This window comes from Erwinia sp. JUb26, from assembly GCF_003751505.1.
Classification (GTDB): domain Bacteria; phylum Pseudomonadota; class Gammaproteobacteria; order Enterobacterales; family Enterobacteriaceae; genus Erwinia.
Window position 1 is genome coordinate 78,802 of the sequence record NZ_RJVB01000003.1, and the last position, 14,783, is coordinate 93,584.

Genomic DNA, 14,783 nt, shown 5'->3' on the forward strand with positions numbered 1-14,783 from the left:
ATGATCATCTGATGAAATGGATTTGCTCCGTCAGCTTTGCTGCCGCTCTGGCCATTCAGCCAGCCTTTGCCGATGACCTGTTTGGTCCCCATGAACTGACACCTGCCGCACGCGATGCGTTCGTCACCGATCTGCTGAAAAAGATGACCCTCGACGAAAAAATCGGCCAGCTGCGGCTGATCAGCGTGGGGCCGGATAATCCGAAAGAAGCCATCCGTGAGATGATCAAAAACGAGCAGGTGGGGGCCATTTTTAATACCGTCACTCGTCATGATATCCGTCAGATGCAGGATCAGGTGATGCAGCTCAGCCGCCTGAAGATCCCCCTGTTTTTCGCCTATGACGTGATCCACGGACAGCGCACACAATTCCCGATCCCGCTGGCGCTGGCCTCCAGCTGGGATACCGACGCGGTGGCAACGGTCGGGCGAATTTCTGCCTATGAAGCCGCCGATGACGGCCTGAATATGACCTGGGCACCGATGGTGGATGTGACCCGTGAACCTCGCTGGGGGCGCGGCTCTGAGGGCTTCGGTGAAGATACGTATCTGACCGCGGAAATGGGCAGCGTGCTGGTGACCGCCATGCAGGGCAAAAGCCCGGCGGACCGCTACTCGGTGATGACCAGCGTGAAGCACTTTGCCGCCTACGGTGCGGTTGAAGGCGGGCGCGACTACAACACCGTGGATATGAGCCCGCAGCGGCTGTTCCAGGACTATCTGCCGCCGTATAAAGCGGCGCTGGATGCCGGCAGCGGTGGTGTGATGGTGGCGCTGAACTCGCTGAACGGCGTTCCGGCCAGCGCCGACGGCTGGCTGCTGAAGGACATCCTGCGCGATGAGTGGAAGTTTAAAGGCATTACTATCAGCGATCACGGTGCGATCAAAGAGCTGATCAAACACGGTGTGGCCAGCGATCCGCAGGATGCGGTGCGCGTGGCGATTAAATCCGGCGTGAACATGAGTATGAGCGATGAGTATTACAGCAAATACCTGCCGGGGCTGGTCAAAAGCGGGGCGGTGACCGAACAGGAAATTGACGATGCTGCTCGCCACGTGCTGAATGTAAAATACGATATGGGGTTGTTTAACGATCCGTACAGCCACTTAGGCCCGGCTGACCAGGACCCACCGGATACCAACGCCGAAAGCCGTCTGCATCGTACCGACGCCCGCGACGTGGCGCGCAAAAGCATGGTGCTGCTGAAAAACCGCCAGGATACGCTGCCGCTGAAAAACAGCGGTAACATCGCGCTGATTGGCCCGCTGGCCGACAGCCAGATTGATATTATGGGCAGCTGGTCCGCTGCGGGCGTGGCGAAGCAATCAGTCACCCTGCTGCAGGGGATGAACAATGCCACCGCCGGTAAGGCCAACCTGCTGTATGCCAAAGGGGCAAACGTCACCGACAACAAGGGCATTCAGGACTTCCTCAACCTGTATGAACCGGCGATGACAGTGGACAGCCGTTCACCGCAGCAGATGCTGGATGAAGCCGTGGAAACCGCGAAAAAGGCCGACGTCGTGGTGCTGGCTATTGGTGAAGCGCGCGGAATGGCACATGAAGCGTCCAGCCGCAGCGATCTGACGCTGCCGGAGAGCCAGCGTAAACTGATTGATGCGGTCAAAGCCACCGGCAAACCGCTGGTATTGGTGCTGATGAACGGCCGTGCGCTGGCGATAGTGAAAGAAAGCCAGCAGGCGGATGCACTGCTGGAGAGCTGGTACAGCGGCACGGAAGGCGGTAACGCTATTGCCGATGTGCTGTTCGGTGACTATAACCCGTCCGGTAAGCTGCCAATGTCTTTCCCGCGTTCGGTCGGACAGCTACCGATTTACTACAATCACCTGAATACCGGGCGGCCGTATAACTTCGAAAAGCCTAACAAATACACCTCGCACTACTACGACGAGGCCAACGGCCCGCTGTATCCGTTCGGCTACGGGTTAAGCTACACCACCTTCACTCTGTCGCCGGTGAAGCTCTCTTCTGCTTCGATGCCGCGCGATGGCAAGATCAACGCCAGCGTGACGGTAACCAATAGCGGCAAGCGCGACGGTGCCACGGTGGTGCAGCTCTATCTGCACGACGAGGTCGCCAGCATCAGCCGTCCGGTGAAAGAGCTGAAGGGCTTTAAGCGTATTATGCTGAAAGCCGGTGAGTCGCAGACCGTCACCTTCCCGATCGAGGTCAGCGCGCTGAAGTTCTGGAATGCCAAAATGCAGCACGTCGCCGAGCCGGGTAAATTCAGCGTGATGATCGGGCTGGACTCCGCTCGCACCGAAAACGCCGAGTTCGATTACCGTTAAGGACCGGGGGCAGGGTAGCCTGCCCCGTTTGCAGGCAGGAGCAGAATGCCAGGGTTAAGAGACAGAATTCAGCAGCAGGTTTTTCGCCTGAACGGCCTGTCGCTGAATGAATTTGATATTTCCCAACCGCCGGGTGACCCCGGTCTTTACGGGCCGGACAGCGTTATCTGGCGGGTGCACGGCGATTTTTCCTCGATGCTGTGCGGCGGCATTTCGGCGCTGCTGCTGCAGATGCTGCATCCGCTGGCGCTGGCGGGCGTCTGGGATCACTCCACCTTCCGTCAGGATATGATGGGCAGGCTGCGGCGAACCAGTCAGTTTATCGCCGTCACCACCTTCGGCAATCAACGCGATGCGCATATCCTGATCGACCGGGTGAAGCGCATCCACCTGCACATTACCGGCACGGATGCGCACGGCGTTCCCTATGCCGCCAGCGATCCGGCGTTGCTGACCTGGGTCCACGTTGCCGAGACCCGCTGTTTTCTTGCCGCCCACCTGCGCTATAAAAATCCACAGCTCAGCCTCGAAGAGCAGGACCGCTACTACGCGGAAGCGGCACGGGTCGCGGAAGCGCTTGGCGCTGAGCAGGTGCCAAAAAGCGTTGCCGCCGTTGAAGCTTATCTGCAACGGATGCGGCCGCAGCTGCGCTGTGATGAGCGCACGCGTGAGGTGCTGTCGCTGCTGCTGAACGCCCCTGCACCCAGCTGGCAGGCACGCCCGGCAATGCACGCCATGCTGCAGGCCGGCATCGCGCTGCTGCCCGACTGGGCGCTGCATGCCTTTGGTGTAAATTACTCACCGCTGCGGCACCGCCTGATTAACGGGCAGATTTCAGTGATTGCCGGACTGCTGCGCTGGGCGATACGCCAGGGTGCCTATCAGCGCGCAATGACCCGCATGGGGCGGTGACTCGCGCGGATTTTGAGACAAATACCCTTGTTCTGACATAGCGTAACCCGTCATCCTGCTCTATTCTCCGGGAAAAAGGATCCCTCCAGACAACGTCGAGGCGTTATGACAGAGCCCTATCAGATTGCTGAAGTGACCAATCAACAGCAGACGCTGATCGCATTGGTCGAACAGGATGACCGCACAGCCTATTTCTATATCTGGCCGGCGGAAGCGTTCCGCAGCCAGTTCGCCGTGCGCGGCTGCTGGCTGCGCAATCTGCTGCCCGCACCGGCGCAGGAAGATATGGCCGCCATGGAGCAGGGCAGGGCACCGCTGCTGAGCGCCGAGTTCTGCCGCACGCTCCTTGCTGAGCCGATGCTCGATCCTGCCGGTTTGCAGATTATCTGGGAACCCAGCGACGACGGCGCAGCCCTGTGGTATCAGGGACAGCTGCTGGCGGTGATACCCGGCTGGAGTCTGTATCAGGAAAAGCAGGTGAGCTATTCCGCAGGCTGCATCAAAGCCAACCGACTGACCGCACCGCTCGGCTCGGCCTCCACCAACCAGCACTACGCCCGCGCCCAGCAGCACCGGCAGTTCTGGCGCGATTGGCAGGAAGGCCAGCGCTGGGAACCGTTCCAGCAGAAGATGCTGGCCTGCTATAGCGAACAGTTTGGCGAGTCGATCAAGTATTACGCCATCGATCGCGGCAGCTGGCCGCCGATGGCGATTTCCCAGCATTACCATGAGGGAAACTGGTATTTTCTCACCCTTGGGATGAGTATTCGCCCGATGCCGTGGGTGGATTATCTGTATGAGGATCTGGCCCCGCAGCACCGCCGGACCGAGCTGGCGCTGGCAATTGATGCCGAAGTCATGACCGAGGACAATGCCGTGCAGATGGCCAGCGCGCTGGCCAGCTTCGCCCACCTGCCGTGGGATCGCCTCAGCTGGCTGGGCGAGGGGCACACGCTGTCATCTTCAATGGCACCGGTAGGATTTGAGGGCTTTATCCTTTCCGGCGCGCTGGGTCGTGAAGCCGGGCAGTTTCCGCTGCCGCGTTTCGACGACGAGCCGGTTAATCTGCTGTGGGCGGCCCCGGTCACGCAGCTGGAGCGCGAATTTGCTCAGGCGGAAGAGAACGGCGGCTATCAGCTGGTTGCGCGGCTGCTGCAGTACGGCACGGGTCATATTTTCCGCGCCCGGCAGCAGGTGGTTGAAACCGGCGAGTAAATTTCCCGCACCGGCGGCGACATACGGTGGCGGTTATGCTGAAATTCAGGCCGTGCGCACGATTCTGTACAGCATATTACCGGCCGGATATGCCAGAATAGTGGGGAAATGACCTGAGGAGTTCGCATGGCAGCTATTGAAGTTATCCTTGTCGATCGTGACGATCGTGCCACCGGTAAGATGGAAAAGCTGGAGGTGCATGAAAAGGGTTTACTGCACCGTGCGGTAACCGTTTATGTCTTTAATTCTTCGCATCAGCTACTGCTTCAGCAGCGCGCCAGCGGGAAATACCACTGTGGCGGCCTGTGGAGCAATACCACCTGCGGTCACCCGTATCCGCAGGAATCAACCCGCCACGCCGCCGAGCGCCGACTGTTTGAAGAAATGGGCATGCGGCTGACGTTACAGCCGGTTTTTGAACTGAGCTACAATCTGCCGCTGAGCAATGGCCTGACCGAACACGAGTACGGCCACGTCTATTTCGCCATCAGCGATGAGCAGCCACAGCTTAATCCCGACGAGGCCGATGGCTGGCGCTACGCCTCTCTGGCTGAGCTTCAGGCCGAAATTCAGCAGCAGCCCGAGCAGTTTACGCCGTGGTTCCTGCACACGTTTGCCCGTATTCCGGCTGAGTTTACCCGTTTTATGGGCGCGGCGAATGCCGACGCACACCCCCAGCCACATTAAAGTCTGTGAGAAGGGATTGCAATGCCCTGCGTCGGATCCATTCCGCGCCGCAGACTTTACTGGCTGAGAGTCAATGGGGTCTCGCCGTTATTCATAATCCAGTGTGAGGACGGAACTGGCTTCAAAATAACCAAACGTTGTCGGTTTCCCCTTCAGGGCTGTATCAAGGCTGATGCTCATTGGAGGAACTACTAGTCAGAATGAGTTGGAAAAACTCAGTCTGTCGACTGCGGTACTAAATCGTACTTCCCCCTGAGTTAGCAGGGAAATTATATAAAGCATTGCGATATCATTACAAAATTAACTCAACCCTCTTGAGTTGATATTCTTGAGTATTTTTTTATTTAGCATTTTATATCGCATTTGATTGTGCGTGTCCTTTTTCTATTTGAGATTAATTATAATCAGCATCGATCTGCAGTCAGTAAACGATTTTTTTATTGGGCTAATACTCATAGTGAATATTTCAGGATGATGATTAATGTTGATAAAAAAGGATGGGAGAGGAAAATTTATGAGCGCATGCATTATAAATTTTCATCTCAGTGCTTTATACAGAATAACCTGTATAAAGGTTATTAACACTCTGATCATATTATGCATATGTGCTGGTGTTGCTCGCCCAGTTATTGGTGCTCCAGTTGTTAATGTAACTAGTGTGCTTATAAGTGGAATAAGTCAGCCAAGAACTTATAATATGGTTGGATATATGTCATGGCCTTCTCAGTCTTTCGGTGGTGAAGCTTTATTAGAAGACGGTGTTATCGAGTTAAATCTTTTAGTTAAATCTGGTAGTGCACTTTTTGCTGTCCCTGATATATCAGGGACATGTAGCTTAAAAAAAGCGGAATTAATTTGGCCAGCCTGCCAACCAAAATGGTTTTACGGCACAAAAAGCTTCAGTTTAACGTTTTCCACAGACGATACTGTCTTTAAACCCTGCATCACTTTTGGCTCAATGGATTCTCGAATTAAACAACATATTACACCCGGAGCAAACTGTTCATCCGGTCCTACACCGCCGCCGCCCCGGCTCATCTGCAAGTTGAATGCCAGCAGTTTAGAAATGGATTTTTCCGCGCTGGATGCCCGAAATTATAACGGCCTGCAGAAAACGGCGCGTTCAATACTGAACTGCACTAAAAATGACAGACCCGCTGATGCCAGTTTGTCAGTGACCATGACTGACTGGAATCCTGACTTAAAAAATGGTACTAGTGCTGTTTTTACCATTAGCGCGGGTGGCAATACGCTTGTTCAGAATGGTGATCTGGCGAAAACGGTCAATGGTACGCTGGATATTGATGTGATCAGTCAACTCAAGGGAACACCGGTATCATATGGTCCTTTCTCGGCCAGTAGTGTGATGACCATTAATTATGATTGAGCCTTCGGTTATGGGGGATGAAAGCAGATAAGGGAGAATAAGAATGTCAGTAAAACGCTATTGTTTCATAGTGTTGTTTTTAATTGGCGCTACGCTGATATGCGTCAGGATGGCGGGAGCTAAAGATTCCATCAGCGGCATTACCGTGGTGGTAAAAGGAATTGTTAACAGACCAATACCTTGTGTGATTAACAATGGAAAAATGATTAGTGTTGATTTCAAAACCGTACTTACCGACCGTATTCAGGGCGATTACTACACGAAAAATGTAGACTACGGACTGGATTGCAGTAAGGCAGAGGGGAATATGCTGGTGATATCCATTTCAGGAAACCCCGCCAGTTTTAACCCGGACTTTTTAGACTCCGGCGTTAAAGGTCTGGGGATAAAGTTTAGTAGCGCAGCTAAGCTGGTCAGGCTGGGAGAGAATTATCGCTTTGACCCGAGCCAGGGAAATTTTCCACTACAGGCCACGTTGGTCAAAAATGGCAATACTGCATTAACTGCGGGGGACTTCATAACCACGGCGACAATGACGATAGATTATCTGTAACCGCCCTGTCTGCTTACGAGCAGGTTTGAAGGCACCCCGCATTACACTTACTTGCCGTTCAGCGCGAAATCTTCCGCATCAACATCATAGCCTGACGGTTCCCAACGGATCGCCAGCAGCGCCAGCAGGCCGACAATTGGTGCCAGAGCAATCACCCAGAACACGTTGGTGCTCAGCGCTGCCGCCAGCACCGGGAACAGAAACAGCGAGGCGGTGGAGCTGGCGCGCACCATCATCTGATTAAAGCCAACGCCGACGCCGCGCAGCGAGGTGGGGTAGCTCAGCGACGCGTAGGTCATGGTGTGCGCCCCCGGACCAAAGCCCTGGCCGAGCAGGAACAGCGCCAGCATGGCCACCGAAATCGCCGCCTGATGTCCGTCTTCCGGCCGACCGACCAGCGCCAGGCCCAGCAGGGCGGTAATCTGGCAGATATAGCCCAGCGTCATCATTTTCCAGGCACCAAAGCGCGGCACCAGTCGCACGGCAAGAATACCGCCGGTAAAGGCAAACAGCAGATTCAGTGCCAGCGACAGCAGAATGGTGGTCAGCATCGACTGTGCCAGGAAGCTGGAAATAATCACCGGCAGGCCGAAGGCCACGGCGTTATAGGCAAACGGCGACACGATAGAGGTGACGGTGGCCAGCGTGGTGCGCTTGAGATAAACGCCTTTAAACAGCGCGCCGTAGTTACCCCAGCTGGCGCGACGCACCGGGCGGGCGGGTGTTAAATCCGCATCCTTCGCCACGTGGGCGTTGATACCATAGGAATTGCGCAGGATAGCGGCGGCACCGTGCAGATCGCCCTGATTGGCCGCCCAGATTGGCGACTCGCTCATATACTTGCTGCGGATGGCGATAATGATCAGCGCCGGAATGGCACCAAACCCGAGAATAATTCGCCACATCCAGTCGCTGTGGCTTTCCGGCAGCACCGACCAGAAGAACAGCACCAGCAGGTAAGAAACCGAAATTGCTGCGTACCAGGTCGGGCACCACATGGCGATACTCGCCGCCTTATTGCCGCGCCCTTTTAGTTTGGAAAATTCAGCCAGGAACGCCATCGCCACCGGCAGATCGATACCGATGCCCATCCCCATCACAAATCGTGCCCCGGCGAGCACGTACTCGTTGGGCGCAAATGCACAGGCCAGCGCGGCAAAAACGAAGAAAAACATATCCGCCATAAACACGCGATAGCGGCCAATTTTGTCCGTCAGATAGCCGCCAATCAGCGCGCCAACGATTGCGCCGAGGGTGATAGCCGAAGCAATCATTCCCGCGCCGGAGGGCGAAAGGCCAAACTCGCGGGTGACATCCTTCATGCCGAAGGCCAGCGCGCCGAGATCGTAAGCATCCAGGAACACGCCGCCGAGGGCGATGCCGATAACAATGCGGGCATTGCTGCGCGAACTGTCGCTGTTATTAACCAACTGAGAGACATCCGCCGCGCGGCGAATGGTGACTGCTGCGCCGGTGGGCGCATTCCCTGCCTGCGCAACGTGCGCTGAAGAGGTGATGAGATCGGTCATGATGTTTTATAGGTCTTTTTGGAATAAACCCTGAGCATAACCAGCCCGGCTGGCGGAGTTAAATTCCAGCTGGTTATAAGTTAAAACGAAAAGTTACAAACAGGAGCGGGGCGGCAGAAAATGCCGCCTGGTGAGCAAAAGGGGGTTATTTCGAATGCAGGATCAGGGTATAGCCAGTCAGCATCACGCCGCCAATTCCACCTAAAGCCATCAGCAGAAAGATAAAGACCACACCAATTTTTTGCCAGTTCATAACGTAACCCGTTTTCTCAAAGGAAGGCGGATTATAGCGCCTTCACCTGAGATTATTAAACCAAAGAGTGGATTTTCTTCTCTTCGGTTGCCGGTTCGCTGCCGTGCGCGGTCACCGTGAATCCCTGTTCCTGCCAGTGCGCCAGCTGCTCCTGCTGACGTCGGGTCAGGGGCTTACCGGTATAAACGAAAATTTTCTGGCCGGGAAACAGCTCCGGGCGCGGCTGCTCCAGCGGTTCGGCCAGCACGTCAATGCGCCAGCCCTGCTGCGAAAGCCGCCAGGCTTCCAGCCACAGGCGAGTGCGATCCTCGTTGCCCCAGCCCATCAGCAATGCATCCTTGCCGGCTTTTTTCCGTGAGCCGGTCAGGCAGAAGGCCACATAGTCGATCAGCGCGCCGTCCAGCAGGCTGCACATCGTGCGGGCAGTATTCTGGTCCAGATTCAGCCGCTGGCGAATCGGCAGATAAACGTGGTCGATCAGCGCCTCAGCCGGATTTTCACGGCCGGTGGTGGCAATTTTTGCTCTCAGCTTTGACGGGCGTACGTGGCGCAGCACGGTCATCATCTCTTCCTGTAGCGTGATCCAGCCGTCGTGGATCTCGATGTTTTCGCCTTCCAGCAGCGCTTTCACTTTCCCCACCGGCACGCCGGTGCTCATCCAGCGCTTAATCTCTTCGATGCGTTGAATATCGTCTTCATCAAACAGGCGGTGACCGCCTTCGGTTCGTTGCGGCTTTAACAGGCCATAGCGGCGTTGCCAGGCGCGCAGTGTTACCGGATTAATCCCGCAGCGCTCAGCAACATCGCCGATGCTGTACAACGTCATTTCTCACCTCATTCGCTCTCAGGCCTGATATAACCGTATCCAATAATGCCATGCTGTACAAATTATTTGTGCATGTACAACTTGATCTGCGTGATAGCTTACGGTAGATCTCATATATGAGATTATTTCCCTTAAATGAGATGGCTATGGATCAGAAGCAAACCGAGCAACGTTTGGCGCAGCGGCTGGCCGATCTGCGTGTTGAGCAGGGGTGGTCGCTGGAGACACTGGCGGAGATGACCGGCATCAGCCGCGCGTCGCTGTCGCGCATTGAACGCGGAGAAAACAGCCCCACCGCCGCGCTGCTTAACCGGCTGTGCAGCGCCTATGGATTGACCATGTCGCGCCTGCTCAGCGAAGTGGAGCAGAGCGGGCCACAGCATCTGCGTCCTTCGCAGCAGAACGTGTGGCGCGATGCCAGCAGCGGCTATCTGCGCCGCAGCGTTTCCCCGCCCGCGCAGGCATTTCACGCCGAGCTGGTAGAGGCGCAGCTGGAGCAGGGCGCGCTGATTGAGTATGACCTGCCGCCGCTGGCCGGGCTGGAGCAGCATATCTGGATGCTGGACGGCGTGCTGATTTTCCGCATGAATGAACAGCAGTGGCGGCTGGAAAAGGGCGACTGCCTGCGCTTTCATCTGTTCGGCCGCACGTCGTTCAACGCCCCGGAAGCCGGAGGCGCTCGCTATGCGCTGGTGGTGGCACGGCCATGAACCAGATTGAATACGAGTGGCTGGACGCGCAGCAGGCGCGTGATGAGCTTCCGGCGCTGTGCCGGGTGCTGGAGGGCTGCGTGGCACAGGGTGCCAGCGTCGGGTTTGTGAACTGTGACTCGCAGACTTTTATCCGCTTCTGGCAGGACGTGGTCTTCAGCCTGGCCTGTGGTGATAAAGCGCTGCTGGTGGCGAGGCTGGCCGACCGCATTGTGGCGACGGTGATGGTGGTGCTGGCGATGCCGCCGAACGGTGCGCACCGCGCCGAGGTGATCAAGCTGCTGGTTCATCCCGATGCGCGTCGGCGAGGTATTGCTCGCGAACTGATGCGGAAGGCGGAAGCCCGCGCTGTGCAGGCGGGCCGCACGCTGCTGGTGCTGGACACCCGCAGCGGTGACGTGGCGGAGCCGCTCTACCGTTCGCTGGGCTGGCAGGTAGCCGGGGAAATTCCGTGTTATGCGCAATCCACCGCAGGGGTTCTGGATGCCACCACGCTGATGTATAAAAACTGCTGAGGAGCGCCATACCGTCGTAGAAATGCGGAGCGGCACTACTTTCCTTGTGGGATCCGCATCCGCAGGCTGACGCCAGCGCGATACTGTGTAAAAATACAGCCCTGATTTTATGTAAAGGGTTGTCATGGCGTTAACTGCGGCGTTAAAAGCGCAAATTGCCGGGTGGTATAAAGCCCTGCAACAGCAAGTCCCCGATTTTATTCCGCGCGCACCGCAGCGGCAGATGATTGCTGAAGTGGCGAAAACGCTGTCGGGTGAAGACGGGCGCCATCTGGCTATTGAAGCACCGACAGGCGTGGGGAAAACCCTCTCCTATCTGATCCCCGGCATCGCGGTGAGCCGCGCCGAGGAAAAACCGCTGGTGGTCAGCACGGCCAACGTGGCGCTGCAGGATCAGATTTACAGTAAAGATCTGCCGCTGCTGAAGAAAATCATTCCTGAACTGACCTTTACCGCTGCTTTTGGTCGCGGGCGCTACGTCTGCCCGCGCAATCTCTCGGCGCTGGCTACTGATGAAGAGAAGCAGGGCGATCTGCTGCTGTTCCTTGACGATGATATGACCGCCAGCAAGGCGGAGCGGGCGATCTGCTGCGAGCTGGAAAAGGCGCTGAACCGCCATGAATGGGACGGCCTGCGCGATCACTGCAAGGACAATATCGAAGATTCGCTTTGGCAGCGTATCAGCACCGATAAAGCCAACTGCCTCGGCAGTAACTGCCACTGGTTCCGCGAATGCCCGTTCTACGTGGCGCGCCGCGAGATCGAAAACGCCGACGTCGTGGTCGCTAACCATGCGCTGGTGATGGCGGCGCTGGAAACCGAATCCGTACTGCCGCCGCCGAAAAACCTGCTGCTGGTGCTGGATGAAGGGCACCATCTGCCGGACGTGGCGCGCGACGCGCTGGAAATGAGCGGCGAAATCACCCCCGGCTGGACGACGCTCCAGCTCGATCTGTTTGCCCGCCTGGTAGAGCAGTGCATGGCGCAGTTCAGGCCCAAGCGTCCGCCGCCGCTGGCCAACCCGGATCGTCTTAAAGAGCACTGTGAAGAAGTGCGTGAACAGCTGCAAATGCTGTCGCAGATCCTCGGCCTGTATCTGCCGCCGGAGGGGCAGGAGGGGGAGTACCGCTTTGAGATGGGGCTGCTGCCGGAGGAGATCATGACGATCTGCGGCAGGCTGTTTAAGCTCAGCGACGCGCTGCGCGGGATGGCAGAAGGGCTGGTTAACGATCTCAGTGAAAAAACCGGCCAGTTCGACGTGGTGCGCCTGCACCGCACGCTGCTGCAGATGAACCGCGCGCTGGGCTGGTTTGAAGCCAGCAGCAAGCTTTGGCGGCTGGCGGCGCTGGAACAGACGTCCGGTGCACCGGTGTCGAAGTGGGTGACCCGCGAACTGCGGGAAGGCAACGTGCATCTGATGCTGCACTGCGCCGGGATCCGCGTCAGCGATCAGCTGGAAAAGCTGCTGTGGCGAAAAATCCCCCACGTGGTGCTGACCTCCGCCACCCTGCGTTCCTTAAACAGCTTCCAGCGGCTACAGGAAATGTCCGGGCTGAGTGAAAAAGCGGACGATCGCTTTGTCGCGCTGGACTCGCCGTTTAATCATGTGGAGCAGGGCAAGCTGGTTATCCCGCAGTTGAAGCACGAACCGCTGCTGGCGAATGAGGTGGCGCATCTGGCCGAAATGGCCCACTTTTTCCGCCATCAGATCACACTGGCGAAACATAAGGGGCTGCTGGTGCTGTTCGCCAGCAACCGGGCCATGCAGCAGTTTATTGCCTATCTGCCCGAACTGCGGTTGATGATGCTGGTGCAGGGTGATAAGCCGCGCCCTGCGCTGGTGGCCCTGCATCGCCAGCGCGTGGAGCGCGGGGAAACCAGCGTGCTGGTCGGTTTGCAGTCCTTTGCGGAGGGGCTGGATCTGAAGGGAGAGCTGCTTTCCCAGGTCCATATTCATAAAATCGCTTTCCCCCCGGTAGACAGTCCGGTTATTTTGACCGAGGGCGAATGGCTGAAAAGCCTGAAGCGTTATCCTTTTGAGGTGCAGAGTCTGCCCAGCGCCTCGTTTAATCTTATCCAGCAGGTGGGAAGGCTGATCCGCAGCCACGCCTGCTTCGGTGAGATTGTGATTTACGACCGACGGCTATTGAGCAAAAGCTACGGCGCACGGTTACTGGGGGCACTGCCGGTGTTTCCTATCGAACAGCCGCCGATGCCGGAAGGCGATCTGCCCAAGGCGGTCAGCCCGCCGGTGAAAAAAAGAATGCCGCCGCGCCGCAGGCGTTAACCTTATTCAGTGAGCAAACGCATGGAATTAAATAAGATTATTAAAGAGATCGGGCGCGGTAAAAATCATGCCCGGGATATTGATATCGACAGCGCGCGCGGGCTTTACCGCCGCATGCTGGCGGGGGACGTGCCGGACCTGGAACTGGGCGCGATCCTGATTGCGCTACGCATTAAGGGAGAAGGCGAAGAGGAGATGCTGGGCTTCTATCAGGCGATGCAGGAACAGATGCCGCGCCTTACGCCACCCGCCGGTCTGCCGATGCCGATCGTCATCCCCAGCTACAACGGCGCGCGGCGGCAGGGGAATCTGACCCCGCTGCTGGCGCTGCTGCTGAGCCGACTCGGCTTCCCGGTGCTGGTTCACGGGGTCAGCGACGATCCGACGCGCATCACCAGCGAAGCGGTGTTTCAGGCGCTGGGCGTTCCCGCCACGCTGACGCCAGCGGAAGCCCAGAGCCGACTGGATGCGGGCGAGCCGGTGTTCATCACCATCGGCCAGCTGTGCGAACCGATGGAGCGCCAGCTGGCGATGCGCTGGCGGATGGGCGTGCGCAACAGCGCGCATACGCTGGCCAAGCTGGCGACGCCGTTTGGCGAAGACGCGGCGCTGCGCCTGGCCAGCGTGTCGCACCCGGAATATATCCCGAAGGTGGGCAAGTTCTTCAGCGACATCGGTGGGCGCGGCCTGTTGCTTAACGGCACCGAGGGTGAAGTCTACGCCAGCCCGCAGCGCTGCCCGTCAATCAGCCTGATCCACGGTGAAGAACCTCAGGTGCTGCTGGCGCGGCAGGAAGAGGTTGCCTTTGCGGCGGGCGAGCTGCCGGAAGCGAAAGATGCGGTCACCACCGCGGCCTGGATCCATCGCTGCCTTAATCGTGAAGTGGTGGTCCCGCAGTCGCTGCGTTTGCAGATCGCCTGCTGCTATGTGGCAACGGGCAGGGCGCAGACGCTGGACGCGGCGCTGAGTGAGATTAAGCAAGCGGGGTATTAAAGCGGGTTCTCGGCGACAGGTGTTACTGTTGGCATCACGTACCGACAGTGGATCTGCCGCGATGTTGAACAGTTGCGGGTAGTGCAGAGTTAATCAGGGGAAATTGGGTCAGATGCTTTTGGATGAACCCTTCGTGAAATACGACGACCCTGATGTTCCTCATTCTGAGTCTCAAATTAAAAATGCGCCATATGGCGCATTTTTTTATAAATTAAACGGTTGCATCAACGCAGGGGATTAAGCGCTAAGCGGCCGCCTTATTCACCAGAATTTCAATATCGGCGATGGAGGCTTCCACTTCGTCATGCAGCTTGCCCTGGGCATTCAGCAAGGTATCAATTTTACCCGCCAGTTCTTTATCTTTAAACTCGCCGGAGTCGAAGGCAAGCCACTGAGCAGAAAGGGTTTCCGTATTATTTTTCGCGTAGTGGCGAATCTCTTTAAGCTGAGAAAGCACGTCATTAATATAGTCATCTTTCGTTTTTGTTTCGATGTCAGCCATGATGAGATGTTTCCTTCTTCTGAGTTAGAAATTCAATTTAAGCCTGGCTGAGAACGGCGATCTTATCTCTAAGAATAATCGTATTATGCTCTTTAGCCCAATTCG

The 14,783-nt window shown here is 56.9% G+C and carries 14 protein-coding genes; 10 read left to right on the forward strand and 4 right to left on the reverse strand.

Annotated elements, in window-relative coordinates:
* Nucleotides 1-11: 11 nt before the first annotated feature.
* The 6 genes from bglX to EC836_RS09120 all read left to right on the forward strand — a co-directional run bounded on the left by bglX (nt 12) and on the right by EC836_RS09120 (nt 7,063).
* Nucleotides 12-2,309, forward strand: a complete 2,298-nt coding sequence (gene bglX / locus EC836_RS09095) for a beta-glucosidase BglX (RefSeq protein WP_123332281.1) — start codon at nt 12-14, stop codon at nt 2,307-2,309.
* A gap of 45 nt (nt 2,310-2,354) precedes the next feature.
* Nucleotides 2,355-3,221, forward strand: a complete 867-nt coding sequence (locus tag EC836_RS09100) for an oxygenase MpaB family protein (protein WP_123332283.1) — start codon at nt 2,355-2,357, stop codon at nt 3,219-3,221.
* Nucleotides 3,222-3,326: 105 nt separating this feature from the next.
* Complete coding sequence (locus EC836_RS09105; RefSeq protein WP_123332285.1) at nt 3,327-4,436, forward strand: suppressor of fused domain protein; 1,110 nt, start codon at nt 3,327-3,329, stop codon at nt 4,434-4,436.
* Nucleotides 4,437-4,562: 126 nt separating this feature from the next.
* Entirely contained in the window at nt 4,563-5,123 is a 561-nt protein-coding gene (idi, locus tag EC836_RS09110) for an isopentenyl-diphosphate Delta-isomerase (RefSeq protein WP_123332287.1), read from the forward strand.
* Nucleotides 5,124-5,604: 481 nt separating this feature from the next.
* On the forward strand, nt 5,605-6,510 hold the full coding sequence (locus EC836_RS24605) for a hypothetical protein (protein ID WP_148050362.1): 906 nt from the start codon (nt 5,605-5,607) through the stop codon (nt 6,508-6,510).
* Nucleotides 6,511-6,553: 43 nt separating this feature from the next.
* The gene (locus EC836_RS09120) at nt 6,554-7,063 is read left to right on the forward strand and encodes a fimbrial protein (protein ID WP_123332291.1); all 510 of its coding nucleotides are present in this window, start codon (nt 6,554-6,556) and stop codon (nt 7,061-7,063) included.
* Between the two features lie 47 nt (nt 7,064-7,110).
* Here EC836_RS09120 and EC836_RS09125 read toward each other — a convergent pair whose 3' ends face one another.
* The 3 genes from EC836_RS09125 to EC836_RS09135 form a co-directional block, all read right to left on the reverse strand.
* Nucleotides 7,111-8,592, reverse strand: coding sequence for an MFS transporter (locus EC836_RS09125; protein WP_123332293.1), 1,482 nt, complete (start codon nt 8,590-8,592; stop codon nt 7,111-7,113).
* Between the two features lie 145 nt (nt 8,593-8,737).
* A complete protein-coding gene (locus EC836_RS09130; RefSeq protein WP_123332295.1) occupies nt 8,738-8,845 on the reverse strand; it encodes a protein YohO in 108 nt (35 codons plus the stop codon).
* 55 nt (nt 8,846-8,900) lie between these two features.
* A complete protein-coding gene (locus EC836_RS09135) occupies nt 8,901-9,671 on the reverse strand; it encodes a MerR family transcriptional regulator (RefSeq protein ID WP_123332297.1) in 771 nt (256 codons plus the stop codon).
* A gap of 146 nt (nt 9,672-9,817) precedes the next feature.
* On the opposite strand from EC836_RS09135, the gene EC836_RS09140 reads away from it, so the two are divergent.
* From EC836_RS09140 to ybiB, 4 genes are all read left to right on the forward strand, one after another.
* Nucleotides 9,818-10,381, forward strand: a complete 564-nt coding sequence (locus tag EC836_RS09140) for a helix-turn-helix domain-containing protein (RefSeq protein ID WP_123332299.1) — start codon at nt 9,818-9,820, stop codon at nt 10,379-10,381.
* Complete coding sequence (locus tag EC836_RS09145; protein ID WP_123332301.1) at nt 10,378-10,896, forward strand: N-acetyltransferase; 519 nt, start codon at nt 10,378-10,380, stop codon at nt 10,894-10,896. Before EC836_RS09140 ends, EC836_RS09145 begins: the two co-directional genes overlap by 4 nt.
* 124 nt (nt 10,897-11,020) lie before the next feature.
* Nucleotides 11,021-13,183 carry an ATP-dependent DNA helicase DinG gene (gene dinG, locus EC836_RS09150; RefSeq protein ID WP_123332303.1) on the forward strand — a complete coding sequence of 721 codons (2,163 nt, stop codon included), beginning with the start codon at nt 11,021-11,023 and terminating at the stop codon, nt 13,181-13,183.
* A gap of 21 nt (nt 13,184-13,204) precedes the next feature.
* On the forward strand, nt 13,205-14,176 hold the full coding sequence (gene ybiB / locus EC836_RS09155) for a DNA-binding protein YbiB (RefSeq protein ID WP_123332305.1): 972 nt from the start codon (nt 13,205-13,207) through the stop codon (nt 14,174-14,176).
* A gap of 244 nt (nt 14,177-14,420) precedes the next feature.
* On the opposite strand, the gene EC836_RS09160 is transcribed toward ybiB, so the two are convergent.
* Entirely contained in the window at nt 14,421-14,678 is a 258-nt protein-coding gene (locus tag EC836_RS09160; protein ID WP_123332307.1) for a hypothetical protein, read from the reverse strand.
* Between the last annotated feature and the right edge of the window lie 105 nt (nt 14,679-14,783).